This window comes from Olleya sp. NP1-10 (genome assembly GCF_055804415.1).
Map to the genome: position 1 here is coordinate 2,527,248 of NZ_CM147840.1, position 15,992 is coordinate 2,543,239.

A 15,992-nucleotide genomic window follows, 5' to 3' on the forward strand; every position below is an offset into this window, starting at 1 on the left:
TTATACTTAAAGATACTTAAAATCATTATCAAATTCTTACATTTTATTAAATATTTAATACAAATAATTAATGATTACCTTTAGGGACTATCAATTAAAACTAATATAATGCGAACTATTAAATCTCTTTTCGTTCTAAGTGCTTTAGCGTTAATATCTTGTAAAGATAAGGCTACAACAACCGTAGAACAAACTCCCGATTTTAAAATCGAGTACCAAAAATTTACTTTAGACAATGGATTGGAAGTAATCCTTCATGAAGATCATTCAGACCCAATTGTGGCTGTAGCAACCTTAATGCACGTAGGGTCCAACAGAGAAAAACCTGGTAAAACAGGATTTGCTCACTTTTTTGAACACATGTCTTTTAATGATTCTGAAAACGTACCAGTTGGAGCCAATCGTAAAATGATACCAGAATGGGGTGGAAGTCGTAATGGTGGAACGTCTAACGATTATACGGTTTATTATGAAGTCGTACCTAAAGATGCATTTGAAAAAATCATGTGGATAGATTCTGACCGTTTTGGTTATATGATTAACACAGTGACTGAAGCTGCTCTTGAACGAGAAAAGCAAGTTGTTAAAAACGAAAAACGTCAACGTGTAGATAACGCACCTTATGGGTATACAGACGAAATCATTCGTAAAAACTTATATCCCGAAGGACACCCATATAATTGGACAGTTATCGGAGCGTTGCCAGACTTACAAGCAGCAACCATTGACGATGTTAAAGCGTTTTACAAGCAATACTATGGAGCAAAAAATGCTTCTTTAGTAATTGCTGGAGATATTGATATCGACGATACTAAAAAATTAGTAGAACAGTGGTTTGGAGAAATTCCTAGTGGTCCTGAAGTAGAGGAACAAAATTTTGATCCAGTAGTTTTAGAAGACACTAAAGCATTGTATTTTGAAGACAACTTTGCTAAGCTTCCTGAAGTTCGTATGGTATTTCCAACGGTTAAAAACTATCACCAAGATAGCTATGCTTTAGATATTTTAGGCGAATTGTTAAGCGGAAGTAAAAAGTCGCCTTTATATAATGTTCTTGTTGAAGAGCAAAAATTAGCGCCTCGCGTTGGTACATACCAAAATAGTAGTGAATTAGCAGGAGAGTTTGTATTTAGAGTACGTGCTAATGCTGGTACAGATTTAGACCAAGTAAAAGCAGCAATTGATGCTGGATTAACAAAATTTGAAACTAACGGAGTAAATACAGCGGATTTAAAACGTATTAAAGCCGAACTTGAAACTGGATTATACCAAGGGGTAAGTACGGTTTTAAATAAAGCATTTCAATTAGTACAGGATAACGAGTTTAATGGTGACCCAAGTTTTATCACGCAACGTGCAAAATTAACCAATGCAGTAACTGCAGACGATGTTATGCGTGTGTATAACCAATACATTAAAGGTAAAAACTTTGTAATGACAAGTGTCGTACCTAAAGGTCAATTGGACTTAGCTGTGGCAGATAGCAAACAAGCAACGGTATGGATTGAAGAGGTAAAACAAGATGTTGCTAATGAAGAAGTAAGCCAAGGTGAGGAGGCTGTGTATGAAAAAACACCAAGTAAATTTGATAGAAGCGAACCTGATTTTGGAAAATTACCAGTTTTTAAATCTCCTGCCATTTGGAAAGGGCAATTAGATAATGGGTTAGCTATCTACGGAATAGAAAATAACGAAGTCCCTTTAGTACAATTTGACATTACCATTCCTGGTGGTCAATTATTAGACCCTAAAGGTAAAGAAGGGGTGGCTAATTTATTTAGCGATTTAATGATGCAAGGGACAAAAACAAAAACAGCTGCAGACCTTGAAGAGGCTATTGGTTTATTAGGGGCTAGCATAAATATGTATAGTGCTAGCGAGGATTTTCATATTACAGGATCATGTTTAACTAAAAATCTAGACGAAACCATTAAACTGGTTAAAGAAATCATTTTAGAACCACGTTGGGACACTAAAGAGTTTACTAGATTAAAACAAGCCTTGGAGACCGGATTAAAAGGTAGCGAAGCCAATCCAAATGCGATAGCGTCTAATGTCTACAACCAATTAATTTATGGTAAAGACAACCGTTTCGGAATTAATGGAGCTGGGACCTTAACAAGTACAGCGTCAATCACTATGGACGATTTAAAAGCATATTACAATAACTTATCACCTAAAAATGCAACGTTCCATATTGCAGGAGCAATCAATAAAACGCAAACCGAAACAGCTTTAAGTCCTTTAAAAGCATGGACAGGAGACCAAATAACAATTCCTAATCAAGAGGTTGCTAATACCAATACTGCCGGAAACTTATATTTTGTTGACGTACCTGATGCTAAACAATCAGTTGTGTATATTGGTAAATTAGCTTTGGCTGCAACCGATGATAATGCCAACAACTTAGAGTTTGCTAACGAGATTTTAGGTGGTGGATCAAGTGGTCGCTTATTTCAAACACTTAGGATTGGTAAAGGGTATACCTATGGAGCCTATTCTAGTATAGCGTCACGTCAAGCTGTAAGTCCATTTACTATTAGGACTAGTGTACGTGCTAATGCAACTTTAAAATCCTTAGAAATCATTAAAAACATGGTTAACGATTATAAAGGTAGTTTTACCGATACGGAAGTAGAACTTACTAAAAATAAGATATTAAAAGGAAATACCAGAGCTTATGAAAGTTTAGGTGCTCAACTAAGTATTCTTAGAGCGATTAGTAAATACCAAAAAACAGACGACTTTCTAGATAAAGATCAAAAGGAGCTAATCAATATGCCTTTAGAGGATTATAAATCCATTATCGATCAATATTTAAACGAAACCGAAATGGTATATTTAATAGTCGGAGATAAAAAAACACAGTTTGATCAAGTTAAACAATTAGGGAAACCTGTAATAGAATTAGATATATACGGTAATAAAATCTAACAACCAATACACTTAATTTTCAAAAAGCACAATGACATCATTGTGCTTTTTGCGTTAAAAAACGTTAATATGTTAATCATGTAAGGCACGCTCATAATTATGTAATATAAAAACTACAGGTTGTTATCATCTTTGTAAAGACACAAGTTTAACCTTTTAAAAACATAAATTATGAAACTAATAAGCATTATAATGAGTCTGTTTTTTGCGTCAACAATAGCTGTAAACACAGATCATAACACTATAAATAAAGCAGAAGTAACCAAAAAAGTAGTTTACGATGGATTTGATGGACGTTTATTCTATTTCACAGACCATTCGGACAATATCATCATTATTGAAGAGATTGAGGCTAGTAAAGCTTTAGAAACCTATGATCTAGACGTAAACAAACACGTAGGTGAAGCGTTTAATTTAAAATTAAAACAAACTACGGAAGACAATATATATAGCGAAATTGAAGTCGTATCTATTAACATATTAAAATAAATAAGTCATGAAATATCTAAAAACCATACCATACATTATAATCATAGCCTTAACGTTTAGTTGTAATACTATTCAGGCACAAGCACCTAAAGCAGTACAATCGGCTTTTGAAAATAAATATCCTGGCGAAAATGATCCGGATTGGGAGAAAGATTCAAACGGAAATTATGAAGCACATTTTAAACAAAAAGGCGAAAAATATAGAGCAGATTTCAGTCCTAATGGACAATGGATAGAAACCGAATCTAGTATTAGTAAAGGTGATTTACCTAAAGCTATTAAAGCAGTAATTAAAGATAAATATAAAGAGGAAACCATCACCGAAATCGAATACGTGACTAGCGCATCTAAAGGTACATTTTATGACGTCGAGTTTAAGCGTAAAGGAAAAAACAAAGATGTCGAGTTTAGAGCTAATGGTGACATCATTAAATAAACTGTATTAGCATTTGCATTTAAAAAGCCCAACGTTAAGTTGGGCTTTTTTTATGTATTAATTTTACTATGTTTTACTCTAAAAAACTGGTCATCATACAGTTTATCAAAAGCCAGAACAACATGTTTATCTGTGTAGTTTCTAAGTTCGTTAATACTATTAAAACCTGCTCCTGTATAAATTTTTACTGCAGCTTGATAATACTGTTGTACTGGATAGATATGATTTACTATAGTAACATTTGTATATGTTGTTGTTATTGTTACTTGTGTAAAAACAATAATTTGTATAGCGGTAATATTGTCTTCTCTAGCAATAGCAATAAGTTTTAAAACATCAGCTTCACCACCAGAATGTACAACCATAATATAAGGTTGCTCACTAAATTTAATAGGAGGTAAGTGGTCTTGATTTAATTTAAAAAGGTGTTGTTGTTTACTAGTATTAGTAATCCACTTTTGGTGTGAAGTGTATAATGTTTCTAAAATTAATGTTTTAGAAAATGTAAACCCCTTAACTGGTGTAACTGTATTAATATAGGTGTCCCATTTTAGTAGACGAGCCACATAAATATAATTTAAATCTGGATATATTTTATAAATTGACGTTAATTCAGAATGTATCCCAAATGGAAAAGTATCAACGTAAAAAGTGCTAACGGTAATACTTTTTAAGACTTGTAAAATGCGGTTGGTCCAAACATTTGGAGTATCAGACCAAGATATATTTACGCAATTATATAATTTAAAAAAGGATGTAAAAATAGAGGGAGTTATAATCAAGACGTCGTGACTAGGTAATTGTAAAGTTTGGATTAATTTATCGGTTCGGGTCATATGCCCTAAACCACCTCCTTGTACATAAAATACGTGCATTAATACCCTTTAGATTGTAACTCTTGTATTAAAATTTGTTTTTGGTCTGTTGCAATTTCTGGAATTGAATGTAATAATAAACTAGGCGAATAAGGGGTCGCAATAAAGCTAGGTTGTGATTGATTAGTAGAGGTAATCGATTGTTTTTTAGTTTCTAAATCGTAACCTGTTCTAGCTAATACAGTTTCATTTTTAACAAGTTTAGCTGCATACGTTTCTGTTAATTTAATTTCAAAGGGATTTAAATTCTCTTCGTTATCACTAATTTTCACTTTGGTATCATATAATTTTATTTTCCAAATTAATTCGGAAGCTGCTGTTCTCAATTTAAAACCATCAGATTTATATTTTATCTCATATACAACCTGACCTTCAGAGTCATAAAACTTCTTTTTGTCCGATTTAGTCATTTTAGACGTGTAATTACCATCCAATGAGCTAGTATTACCCTCAATTGAGGTGGAGTTATTTGGAGTTGATTTAGTTGAAGAGTTACAAGATATTAACATTGTAAATAACAAGGTTAATAGAGCTAGATAAGAAGTGTTAGTTTTCATAATATTAGGCTGTTATAGTATTTAATAGGTTTAAATAATTAGCAATTTCTTGTGTTGTTGTAAAATGAGTGTTTATTTTTTCCAATAATGCTTGGTTAGTTAATGCTAGTTGTTGTGGTGTAGCTCTATCAAAACTAGCTAAAGCGGTTAAAAGGGAATGTTCTGATAAAACATCAAACAGATAAGCGGTAGTAGTATCCAAAATATCCGGAATTCCACCTGCTTTAGAGGCCATTATAGGTTTGTTTAATGCGGCTGCTTCAAAAATCACATTAGGCATTCCATCGTAAATAGAAGGAATAGCAATACCGTCACAAATTAAATAATTGGCGATTAATTCGGTATGTGATAAAGGGCTAACTTTAGAGAAGGAAAGCTGTAACCGTTGCAATTCACTTTCAATATGTGGCTCAATTTCGCCTACAATATGTAGATGTACTTTAGTAACCAATTGTGATTTCTTAAGTGTATTTATAAAAAAATCGATTCCTTTTTTTGTTTTAAAAATCCAATTAATCCAATAACTTTAGTTTCTTCCTCTAATTGTAATGAGGTTTTTATTGTTTCCGCTAAAGCGATATCAGACTTTAAAATAGTCCATTGATTAAAATCAATACTATTTGGTGTAAAATACACGTGGTCATTTAACGCCATACTTTGTATGCGCTGTTGCTTTTCTTTAGAGACACAAGCTATGGCAGATGCGTTAGAAATAGAGTAGAGCAGGTCCTGTTTTTTTTGTGAGAATATCGCGTTATCAAAATCATTACCTCTAAAACAAATTAGTATGGGTTGACTCATCCAATTAGCGATAAGGGTAATTCCTTTTAAGCATAAATGACTACCAAATCCAACAAAAACATCGCTTTGACTAGCTAAGGTGTTATTTTTAATATAAGCCCATAATGTGTTTAGCGTATGAGAGCTATCTTGATAAATTGGAATTGCAGTATAAGACCCTTTCTCCTGAGTATCTGTTACAAATGCAGGTGATTTATTGGTAAAATGAAACACATCTACCGTATGGTGGTGTCTTAGGTGTGATACAATCCTGTCACAACTTCTAGACATACCGCCTTTATTTGGTGGATAATTCTCGGTAAACCAGGTAATTCTCATAAAGTTGTATTAACTATAAAAAAAGTATCATCAGTACCAACGCCTAATGGGGCAGCATTATCTTGTTGTCCTGAAGTGGCATTTAAACTCTGCATATCGCCTTCTGTCCATTCACCAGCTGCACCACCACCACCAAATTCACCGCCACCAAAACCTCCAGCAAAACCTTCTGTATTGGAGTCATTATTAGTACTAGAGCTAGAAACAAAACTACCTGTTGTAGTGTCTAAACGTTGACTAGAGGGTCTAATGTCATCAGTTAATAAATAATGTTCCCAATAACAATCTTCACAATAATAAGTGTTAACCCATATATGTAAGTGTGTTTTACAAACCTCTTTTTGACAAATAGAGCATGATGCTTCTTTTAAATTTTGACATTCGACATTTAAAAATACACCAGATTTTTGTTGACAATTCATAGACACGATTTATTGTTTTAATTTAGTAGTGTTAGTTTTAACTATTATAGCATTGGTATTTAAATACGTAAGTATATCTGTATATAAAGACGGGTTATGCTTATCCTTTTTGTTAAAAGTGTTTGATAGTAAAGTAATTTTCATTTTAGCTTTAACTTTAACAATATGAAAACCTGCTTTGGTTACAACAGTTATATTAAAACGGTCAGTTTGCATTAAGCTTGTATCTGCTGTATTAACTTGATAATCTTTAACATTTAGTTTTAATGTTAATAAGTGAAAAAACTTATGCTTATGTTTAATTTTTATTTTCGTTTTACCACTTCTGCTTCGCTTAACTTTTCTGATACGTAAAGCTATTTGATGTAAAGTAATAGTACAAATAGTACCATCTTTAAACGTGAAAATTGCATTATAACGCTCTAACTCGTATGGTTTAAAAGTTGTTTTTTCAATTTTAGGTATACCTATAGCGTTGGGATCTAAAAGAGTTCCATTTTTTTCAATAGAACTCGCATTTAAGCGCATGCTAAATTGATCCTTTAATAAATCACCTTTTACAGAAATTATAAACCTAGCTAAACTATGATACGCTTCTACAGGGACATGAGCCAATTTAATACTATGGGATAAAATAGCCCATACAATAACAGTTATAAATACCGAAAAAAACAATCCAATAATGTAGCTGTCCTCGTTAGCACCTGATAAATATAGACTACCAAGTATAACTACTGGTACTAGTCCTGCTAAGCACCCCACTCTGTTTTTTTGTTCTTTATAAGTTAAAACATAAGATTTCAAAAAGGCCAACCAATAGCGGGTTGGTCGCCTACCACTAATTTTCTTGGTGTCTTTAAACGTTTTACCATCAATTTTTAATTGTGTATTAAACATTGGATAATAGATTTTTATAAATAGTAGTCATTTTTAATTCTTGAGCCTCCCAAAGGTAATTATTTTTTATTTCCAACGATGCTGCCTTACCAATAGCCTCCAAAAGGTTAGGGGACTCTAATAGTTTTCTAATAGTACGACCTAAAATTTCTGGTCTATCGGGTGGCACTAATATACCTGTAGTATTAGCGATAATAATTTCTGTGACAACAGGTATATCACTAGCAACTACTGGTGTTCCATAGGCCATAGATTCAACAATTTTTAAAGGATGACAACCTTGTTTAATATTACGGTCACACGCTACTAACGGAGCAACGGTTACTTCTGCTTGTTGTATATGTGCAGCTAATGTGGGTTTATCTAGCTCGTAAAACCAATCTATTCGATGGGCAATTCCAATGGTATTGGCTAAAGCTTTATAATGTAAAACACGTTTTTCTGGGACAGAGGCGCAGATACGTAAACGTAAATTTAAATCCAACAACTCATTAAAAGCTTTAAATAAAGTTTTAATCCCTTGCCATTTTTGTAGTGCTCCAAAATATAAAATAAAAGGCGAGGGGTTGGGGCAGTCATTTTTAATATGTTTGGGAGTGTAGATAGAAACGCCATTAGGCACCACATTAATTTTTAAATCTGCAGGTGCTACATAGTGTTTTATAAAGCTTTGTGTAACAGTTGAAGGCGTAATTATGGTATCACTATTAATGATACAAAAACGTTCTATAGATTGTATTTTATCTAATACAGTGCTACTTATGTTTGGATAACGATTAGGCAATTCAATATGCTGGAAAGCATTAACTTCAAATACCGTTTTGTAACTTGACTTGTGCTGTAAAATGGGTAATCCTCCCCAAATATCCCTAAAATGAACTAATTTAATAGTATCGCAAAGCGAATGTTGTAAAACCTCTGCTATAGCATCTTGAAACTTTTTTGTACGTTCTAAAAAATTAACCACTTTGTCTTTCCAACGGTAAACATATAATTGACGCTCTTGATCAAATTGAAAACTAGGCATGTCATCTGTCCCCAAACAAATTAACAATCCTGTGTTAAAAGTATGTTGTAAGGCTTTTAAACAATGATTAATATGAGTTGCAGCTCCTTTTTGTGACGGAAATACGTCAAATGCTACATAAATATACTCCGGTTTTGGTGTCATGTAATAATTAAAAGACTAATATAAACTGAATTTTAATGACAGTAAATAATTTGTACATTATTTTTATAAGTAACCCAAAAGCTTATATCTAATGCTAATTGTAATTAGTTTAAACTAGAATGATTTAAGCAAATTAGTATCATGGGACTAATGCTAATGTTTTCTTAAATTTATATTAATTTTTAACGCAATTTTTCAAATCTTTATTTTGTTTAACTATATTTATATAAAATTAAACAAACTTAATATGGAACTTTTATTAAATCAAGCATTAGAATTTGAAAAAGCTAAAATGAATCATATGTCAACAAGTGATAGAGTAGTAGCTTCAAGAGAAGCCAAACGTCTAATTTTAGCCATTAACGAAATTTACAAAAAAAACAAAGACAGTTCATTAATGGACATCATGAAACGTTTGACCGTAAAAAAGAAAAAATTGAAGTACGTTTAAAAGGAAGATTAGTATAAAGTCAATGAGTACTAATACAAAAATCACTATTGTAGGTGCAGGAATAAGCGGACTTATTGCAGCCATAAACCTAGAAAAAGCAGGATTTAGTCCTACAATAATAGAAGCTAGTGATCGAGTTGGAGGTCGTGTAAAAACAGATGTTTTTCAAGGATTTCAACTCGATCATGGCTTTCAAGTACTATTAGAAGCTTATACAAAAGCTAAACAATACTTAGACTTTGACGACTTACAACTTCAAAAAATTAAACCTGGAGCTGTCATTTTTAAAAACGGAAAAACACAAACCATTGGCGATCCTTTAAGGGATTGGTCACTTTTAATACCAACTATATTATCTAATATTGGGTCATTAAAGGATAAGCTAGCAATCCTTAAATTAAATATAGCACTTAAAAACAAATCTATAGATACTATTTTTAAGTCTAAACAGACTACAACTCAACAATACTTAAAGGACAAAGGTTTCTCAAACCGAATTATTAAAGACTTTTTCAAACCTTTTTTAGCGGAATCTTTCTAGAAACACAGTTGCAAACTTCTAGTACAATGTTTCAATTTGTGTACAAAATGTTTGGTCAAGGTTTAGCTTCAATTCCTAAAAACGGAATGCAAGCCATTCCTAATCAATTACAATCTAAATTAAAGGACACTGAGTTTCTATTCAATACCAAAGTCCAATCAGTAAAAGATAACCATATAGTATTAGAAGATCAATCCATAATTGATTCAGACATCACTATAATAGCTACAGAACCTTCAAAAGTATTAGGAATCAAACAAACAATGACCTGGAAATCATGCGATACATTATATTTTGAAGTCGAAAAAGATACAATTAACAAACCAATTATCGGTTTAGTAACTAATAGCAATGCATTAATAAACAATATTTTTTATACGACAAGTATAGAGACAAACTCCAGTAATAACTTAAATGTATTGTCTGTAACCATAGTTAAATCTCATAATTTAAACGAAGATAAATTAATTCAAACTGTTCAGGAAGAACTAAAAACGCATTGTAATATTATGACTAAGCGTTTTATCAAACGATACAAAATCAATAAAGCCTTACCAGATTTAAATCACGTAAGCCATATTAGTAACAGTTCAGAATTTAAATATTCCGATACAATTTATTTAGCAGGAGACACACAACTTAACGGATCTATTAATGCAGCAATGTCTAGCGGTGAATCTGTCGCTAAACACATTATTCAAAAATTACACAATAATTAATATTTAAGTCAATTATGACAAATAGGTTACTTTCTAAAAACTCTATTTTACATAATATAAATTATAATACAAATTCATTCCATTAAAATTAGATAGTTATAATGTAGTATTATGTAAAATATCCCAGAATATATCGTTTCCATAAGAAACCTTTGTACTTGGGTCATTAAACATTAGTATAGTACTTCTGTATAATTTTAATATTCTGTACAATAGTTCAAGTTTTTTTAAATACGCGATTCTCGAGAAACTTCGCGTTTTCAAATTTGTATTATAATTTGCCGTTATGTAAAATTGCCGCTGCCAATCGCTCGATTGCTTTTTAAAAATTTAAATGTTTCAATAACATTTATTTTTAAACACAATTTACCGCCGCTTGCCAACGCCAAAAAAAGCTAGTTTTTAGATACTATTAAAATTTTAGAGTAATTGAATAATTGTGCTCTATATTTTTTTCTACGTGATTCTCGTAAAGTTGCCATAAGAGTATAAAATTTTCCCTTGCTCAAATCCTTGCTTTAAAATTCCCATACACTTGTTCTATTTAGAATTTCTATTAAACTTTTTTAAAATTCTATTTTACATAATATTATTAGAGGCTATTATTTATGAATTTTATCATGACAAGGCTCACATATTGAAACTAACCATTTTATTGGTTCTTTCCCTATATTTCTCTTTGCATATTTTTTATGATGAACTTGTGTCGCACGTGCACCACAATAAACACAACGCCAATTATCCCGTTTGAGAACAACATAACGTTTACGTTTCCATGCATCAGATTTAAGATAAACATTTCGGTAATAGTCTCGACGCCGTTTACGCTTAACATTAAAAACCCAACGTTTAACCAACCAAGCAACTATTCCAATAACTATTATGAGTAATACATTGTAATCCATATATCATAGTTTATCAAGCATATTATTTAAAGCATACTTTTCTAATTCTACTATAGTTGTACTTGATATTTTAATTTCCCAATTAGATAAACTTGGCATTAAGCTAACGTCATTATTTATAAAGAAGTCATTATTGGAATCTTGTAATTCTTTAGATGGAATTACATATACAACTATTGGTTGTTTTTCTATAATTAAAACCAAAGCGATAAACAAGTTATCGTTTAGTTCTCCTAACTCATTCTTTAAAATTTTAAAACTTTGTAGTATGGTATCTAAATCTAGAGGCTGAAAGTATATTTTCTTATTCCCAATTAAAAAATCAACTCCTTCTCTCCCACTTTCATTTTCTGAAACTTCAATTTGAGCGTTTTGAAACTCTAGTTTCATAAATTGCAATGCGTTTTCAGTAGAAGTATTCATAGTTAACAAGATACATTTTTAATGTTTTATTATCTTTTTTTCTTGGATAAAAAAAGAAACAAAAAAATCATGACTGCATAAACTTTTGGAAACAATTACGGCTCGTTACGCTATATTTTTAGGAAACATTGGAACTCATTAAGATTGCTTTGAAATCCCTTGTATAATTAAAACTCTTAAGATACTGAATTACTTAGACCCCTAAAATATGTACGCTCCACTCACCTATTGTTTTACCAAAATTTTATGAGGTCGTGGTTAAAAATCTAAACTTCTCCATTGGTCAGGAAATAAAGGTGTTTTAAACCATATATGAGCCAAATATTTCCAAAAGAATAGAGCTAATATATTCAGAATCAGGATTGAGTTCTAAATTAGCATGTTTAGTGTTGAACTTGTTGAAAACACCGAGCTTAATAAACTCCTCCTCAAAATCAAATTCCCCTTTTTCTAATACTTTGTTTTTTTGATTTAATACTTTATTTAAAACAAGTTTAATTTTATTTTTTAATCCTTTATTAGATTCAATGTATTCTTTAGTTTTAGTTATGTTCATAAACTCTTAACATCTTTTAATTCATTAGATTTAAGTTGATTATCCCAATTGTTTTTTATTTGAATTTGAACCATTTGAATATTTTTATTCCATTTTAATAATGTAATGAAAGAGATACCTTGTCTAACATATTTTCTTAAGTCTATATTTTTATTTTTCTCATCTTTTTCAAGCTCATTTCGCAGTGCTACATTTTCATTTAAATCTGATACAGAAGCATATATGATGTATTGTTCATTGATTTTCTTTAGATCATATAAGGCAATATACTTTTGTTCAATTTCTTTATAAATAAACCAAGGTAAATCAGTTCTTTTAAGTACAAAAATTGAATTTCTTACTAACTCTGAACCATAAGGAAAAGATATAATTTCTATTCCATTATATTCATTTTTAGACAAATTAGGAATCTTAAGGTTTTCTATATAATAATATAAATTTAAACCAAATGAGATTATTACATGAGATTCTTTGTTAACATTTAACTTGTCAATACCAGCAAATAAATCTTCTTGATTTAGGATATACTTTATTTTTGAATTAAATCTAAAAATATTACCTATTGTGTGTCTTATTTCTGATGAAATGCTTTGAGCTAGAAAACTTTCAAAGTTCAAATGAGCTATACCATTATCTGTAAACGTCCCCTTATGTTCTATTTGAAAAGTTCCTTGTAAATTATATGTGTTTAAATCTTTATCATTTATTATTTTTGACAAATTTTTAATTGCGTCTAAATTTTTAAAAGTATTTTTTAAAATATCATTTGTAGAATCATAAAACTGTTCTATTTTGTCTTTATCTGGCTGTGCATTAATTTCATCTTGATCAAAACTATCTTTTAATTTTCTTTCAGCATCACTAAAAAATGACAAATACCTGTCGTCAATTAGTTTAAAATTAAGTACTGTTAATAATTCTTCTTCTAAAATTAAATTTTCTACTATTTTTTTGAAATGATTAATGTTTTTAAGCCATAAACGTTTGGTTGCTACGTCATTCGGAAAATTAGGTATTTCCGTAGGTTTTTGAAATGAATAATTAGTTCGAATGTTAAACTGTCTTATATATAAAACTCCTATATATCTGCAAATCCATGATTTAATTAAATTTAAATCATTTAAACTGTCTAAATCAGGAAAACTGTATTGTTCTGAAATCCAAGGAAAATTCATTTCATTCGGATCCCAAAATTTATAAAATGAGTTAAAAACTTCTGTCATATGCATTGGTAAAAGAACATATTCCGGAGGTGTACTAGTTGTGTAATTGAAAAACTTTTTTAATAATTCAAAATCTCTTTTATATAATATTAATCCACCTAAAGCTTCATGAAATTCCAAAAATCTATTTCTTTCTTTAATTCTTTCATTAACTTCTTCCTCATTCTTAATCACGAGACTATCTTCTACATATTCATAATCTGGATTAATAAGTCGCAAATTGGTATTTATAAATTGATGTGCTGTCCTCCAATGCATAAACCCTAAATCATTTCTGTTATTCTTTACAGCTAATGTTATATTTCGCCACAGCCAAGTATAAGTGTCTTCACTTATTTTAGGTGCTTTAAACTCTCCTAATAACCAAATACCTCCAATAGTTCTACTTTCTAGAAAAACAAGACTATTACTAGTTTGATGTAATATTTTTTGAATAATATTATAAACAACCCAGTAATACCTATCTGGATAAATTACACCTTTATTGTTACTAGCGTCATACTTTTCTCTTTGATCCCTATAAAGCATATAAAAATGTCTGGAAATTTCTAGAGCTATAGTTGAGTTTTGATTTTGAATGGACCACATTAAAATATCCGAAAGTGCATCAAAATTATCAAAATTATTTTGTTCAATTTTTTCTTTATCATTTTCAATTAAATAAGCTGTTAATTTAGATGTTCTATGAAAAATTTTGATTAATTTAATTAATCCGAAAAAACTAATAATTAATAAAATAGTAGAAATGCATAGTATTATTATCGCAGAATTTTCCACTAATGTATTAAGCCATGAATATTTTAAATCAATACTTCTTGGTTGTCGAAAAATATAAACCAATATTAATAGCAAACTAGTATATAAAGTATATAAAAAGAAAAGTCTCTTGTTATCTTTTTCAAACAGGTCTAAAACTTTTTCTGAAGAGTGTTTATCATCTATTGTTATCTGTAAAATAATTGGGTAAGCAATACCTAGTAATGCAGTTATAAACCCGATAGCTATTCCTAATAAATCCATTTACTAAATAGTTAATTTTGTAAGAAATGGATTGATGGTAAACCGTAATTGTAGGAATGTCAATTAATTTATAACCATTCCACACACTTTCCACTTCTCTCCTGTCGTCGTTTTGTAAAAAGAGTGTTCCATTAACATTGTAGAGAATGTTTTTAGAAGAAAAAAATAAGAAAAAGTAGTAGTTTAAACTTCGCTTTTGCCAAAGCAAAGTTACATAACGCAGAACATTATAGTGCAATTATTTAGTAATTTCTGTATAGCCTTTTTTAGGCTATTTAGCATAATATCAGATATAACGTCTTTAGACTTATATCGTCAGATATTATGTTAAAAGAAATTACGGCTTGTGAAATTCAAGGTTTATTTGATAACTATAATTCTAATAAGACTTATATCGATAGATAAATCGATTTTATGAAGATTCACGAATACTTATAGAAAAATATAAATACATGAGTAATTATGACAAGCTAATTGTGGCTTCATAGTTGTATTTATAAATTAGCGTTATAGGCTCTTTCAGCGATATTTGATATAATTACAGATTTCAGATAGAAAATTATAAATGCATTAGTAATTATGACAAGCTAATTGTGGCTTCGTTATAATAATTTAAATGTGTAGCTTTAATTCTATTTTACATAATAATTCTGGATTCGTTAAAATAATATGACAAAGGATAATAATTTTTCAAATACACGATTTATAAGGAGGTTTATATTTTTATTACTTTTATATTTATTACAACTAAAAATTAAACTTCATGATTTCTAAATTAGACAACAAAACACTAGCTTTACATTTATTTCGTATTTCTTTCGGTATCAATTTTTTATTTCACGGTATTGTAAGATTACCTAATCTAGAAGGTTTTGTGGTAGGAATGCAAAACACATTTCAGAACACATTATTACCTACTTTTTTAGTAACTCCTTTAGCATATAGTATCCCTTTTATAGAATTAACTATTGGTATTTTATTATTAATAAACAAGTATGCCAAACAGACATTAATTGCTGCTTTTGGCTTAATGAATGTTTTAGTTATTGGTTGTTCTTTTGCTCAAAAATGGGATCTTGTAGGTTTACAAGCTACATATATTGGTTTTTTATTTTTACTACTTTATTTTACAGAAGAAAAAACGGTTAAAACCCAATAAATTACCTAAAGAATCATACAAGAAATAAAAAAGGAAGTAATTTAAAAAATACTTCCTTTTTCATTTATCTTTTTTAATTGTATTAAGAGTCCTAA

Annotated in this window: 18 protein-coding genes; 7 read left to right on the forward strand and 11 right to left on the reverse strand. The window is 30.1% G+C overall.

Features of this window, described 5'->3' with window-relative positions; translation table 11 throughout:
* The first annotated feature begins 108 nt into the window (after positions 1–108).
* The 3 genes from AC0L4B_RS11865 (at position 109) to AC0L4B_RS11875 (ending at position 3,859) form a co-directional block, all read left to right on the forward strand.
* Positions 109–2,934, forward strand: a complete 2,826-nt coding sequence (locus AC0L4B_RS11865) for a M16 family metallopeptidase (RefSeq protein ID WP_473437093.1) — start codon at positions 109–111, stop codon at positions 2,932–2,934.
* A 171-nt stretch (positions 2,935–3,105) separates the two neighbouring features.
* Positions 3,106–3,423 carry a hypothetical protein gene (locus AC0L4B_RS11870; protein WP_473437094.1) on the forward strand — a complete coding sequence of 106 codons (318 nt, stop codon included), beginning with the start codon at positions 3,106–3,108 and terminating at the stop codon, positions 3,421–3,423.
* A gap of 7 nt (positions 3,424–3,430) precedes the next feature.
* Positions 3,431–3,859 carry a PepSY-like domain-containing protein gene (locus tag AC0L4B_RS11875; protein ID WP_473437095.1) on the forward strand — a complete coding sequence of 143 codons (429 nt, stop codon included), beginning with the start codon at positions 3,431–3,433 and terminating at the stop codon, positions 3,857–3,859.
* Positions 3,860–3,909: 50 nt separating this feature from the next.
* On the opposite strand, the gene AC0L4B_RS11880 is transcribed toward AC0L4B_RS11875, so the two are convergent.
* Genes AC0L4B_RS11880 through AC0L4B_RS11910 form a run of 7 tightly spaced genes read right to left on the reverse strand, consistent with a single transcriptional unit; the run spans position 3,910 to position 8,900 of the window.
* A complete protein-coding gene (locus AC0L4B_RS11880) occupies positions 3,910–4,734 on the reverse strand; it encodes a hypothetical protein (RefSeq protein WP_473437096.1) in 825 nt (274 codons plus the stop codon).
* Complete coding sequence (locus AC0L4B_RS11885) at positions 4,734–5,291, reverse strand: hypothetical protein (RefSeq protein ID WP_473437097.1); 558 nt, start codon at positions 5,289–5,291, stop codon at positions 4,734–4,736. The genes AC0L4B_RS11880 and AC0L4B_RS11885 overlap by 1 nt, the downstream gene beginning before the upstream one ends.
* Positions 5,292–5,295: 4 nt before the next feature.
* A complete protein-coding gene (locus tag AC0L4B_RS11890; protein ID WP_473437098.1) occupies positions 5,296–5,742 on the reverse strand; it encodes a glycosyltransferase in 447 nt (148 codons plus the stop codon).
* 20 nt (positions 5,743–5,762) lie between these two features.
* On the reverse strand, positions 5,763–6,410 hold the full coding sequence (locus tag AC0L4B_RS11895; RefSeq protein WP_473437099.1) for a glycosyltransferase family protein: 648 nt from the start codon (positions 6,408–6,410) through the stop codon (positions 5,763–5,765).
* Entirely contained in the window at positions 6,407–6,832 is a 426-nt protein-coding gene (locus AC0L4B_RS11900; RefSeq protein ID WP_473437100.1) for a hypothetical protein, read from the reverse strand. The genes AC0L4B_RS11895 and AC0L4B_RS11900 overlap by 4 nt, the downstream gene beginning before the upstream one ends.
* A 9-nt stretch (positions 6,833–6,841) precedes the next feature.
* Positions 6,842–7,729 (reverse strand): hypothetical protein, encoded by an 888-nt coding sequence (locus AC0L4B_RS11905; protein WP_473437101.1) that lies wholly within the window; start codon positions 7,727–7,729, stop codon positions 6,842–6,844.
* Complete coding sequence (locus AC0L4B_RS11910; RefSeq protein ID WP_473437102.1) at positions 7,722–8,900, reverse strand: glycosyltransferase family 4 protein; 1,179 nt, start codon at positions 8,898–8,900, stop codon at positions 7,722–7,724. Before AC0L4B_RS11910 ends, AC0L4B_RS11905 begins: the two co-directional genes overlap by 8 nt.
* A gap of 247 nt (positions 8,901–9,147) precedes the next feature.
* Between AC0L4B_RS11910 and AC0L4B_RS11915 the strand changes: the two genes are divergently transcribed.
* The 3 genes from AC0L4B_RS11915 to AC0L4B_RS11925 are packed head-to-tail and all read left to right on the forward strand — an operon-like array spanning position 9,148 to position 10,611.
* A complete protein-coding gene (locus AC0L4B_RS11915) occupies positions 9,148–9,351 on the forward strand; it encodes a hypothetical protein (protein ID WP_473437103.1) in 204 nt (67 codons plus the stop codon).
* Positions 9,352–9,373: 22 nt separating this feature from the next.
* The gene (locus tag AC0L4B_RS11920; protein WP_473437104.1) at positions 9,374–9,892 is read left to right on the forward strand and encodes an FAD-dependent oxidoreductase; all 519 of its coding nucleotides are present in this window, start codon (positions 9,374–9,376) and stop codon (positions 9,890–9,892) included.
* Positions 9,893–9,918: 26 nt separating this feature from the next.
* Positions 9,919–10,611, forward strand: coding sequence for an FAD-dependent oxidoreductase (locus AC0L4B_RS11925; RefSeq protein ID WP_473437105.1), 693 nt, complete (start codon positions 9,919–9,921; stop codon positions 10,609–10,611).
* Between the two features lie 602 nt (positions 10,612–11,213).
* Here AC0L4B_RS11925 and AC0L4B_RS11930 read toward each other — a convergent pair.
* The 4 genes from AC0L4B_RS11930 to AC0L4B_RS11945 form a co-directional block, all read right to left on the reverse strand.
* Positions 11,214–11,516 carry an HNH endonuclease gene (locus AC0L4B_RS11930; RefSeq protein WP_473437106.1) on the reverse strand — a complete coding sequence of 101 codons (303 nt, stop codon included), beginning with the start codon at positions 11,514–11,516 and terminating at the stop codon, positions 11,214–11,216.
* Positions 11,517–11,519: 3 nt separating this feature from the next.
* Positions 11,520–11,939, reverse strand: a complete 420-nt coding sequence (locus AC0L4B_RS11935; protein ID WP_473437107.1) for a hypothetical protein — start codon at positions 11,937–11,939, stop codon at positions 11,520–11,522.
* A 301-nt stretch (positions 11,940–12,240) separates the two neighbouring features.
* Positions 12,241–12,495, reverse strand: a complete 255-nt coding sequence (locus AC0L4B_RS11940) for a hypothetical protein (RefSeq protein ID WP_473437108.1) — start codon at positions 12,493–12,495, stop codon at positions 12,241–12,243.
* Positions 12,492–14,738 carry a hypothetical protein gene (locus AC0L4B_RS11945; protein WP_473437109.1) on the reverse strand — a complete coding sequence of 749 codons (2,247 nt, stop codon included), beginning with the start codon at positions 14,736–14,738 and terminating at the stop codon, positions 12,492–12,494. Before AC0L4B_RS11945 ends, AC0L4B_RS11940 begins: the two co-directional genes overlap by 4 nt.
* A 763-nt stretch (positions 14,739–15,501) precedes the next feature.
* Here AC0L4B_RS11945 and AC0L4B_RS11950 point away from each other — a divergent pair.
* Positions 15,502–15,897 carry a MauE/DoxX family redox-associated membrane protein gene (locus AC0L4B_RS11950; protein WP_473437110.1) on the forward strand — a complete coding sequence of 132 codons (396 nt, stop codon included), beginning with the start codon at positions 15,502–15,504 and terminating at the stop codon, positions 15,895–15,897.
* Positions 15,898–15,992 lie beyond the last annotated feature (95 nt).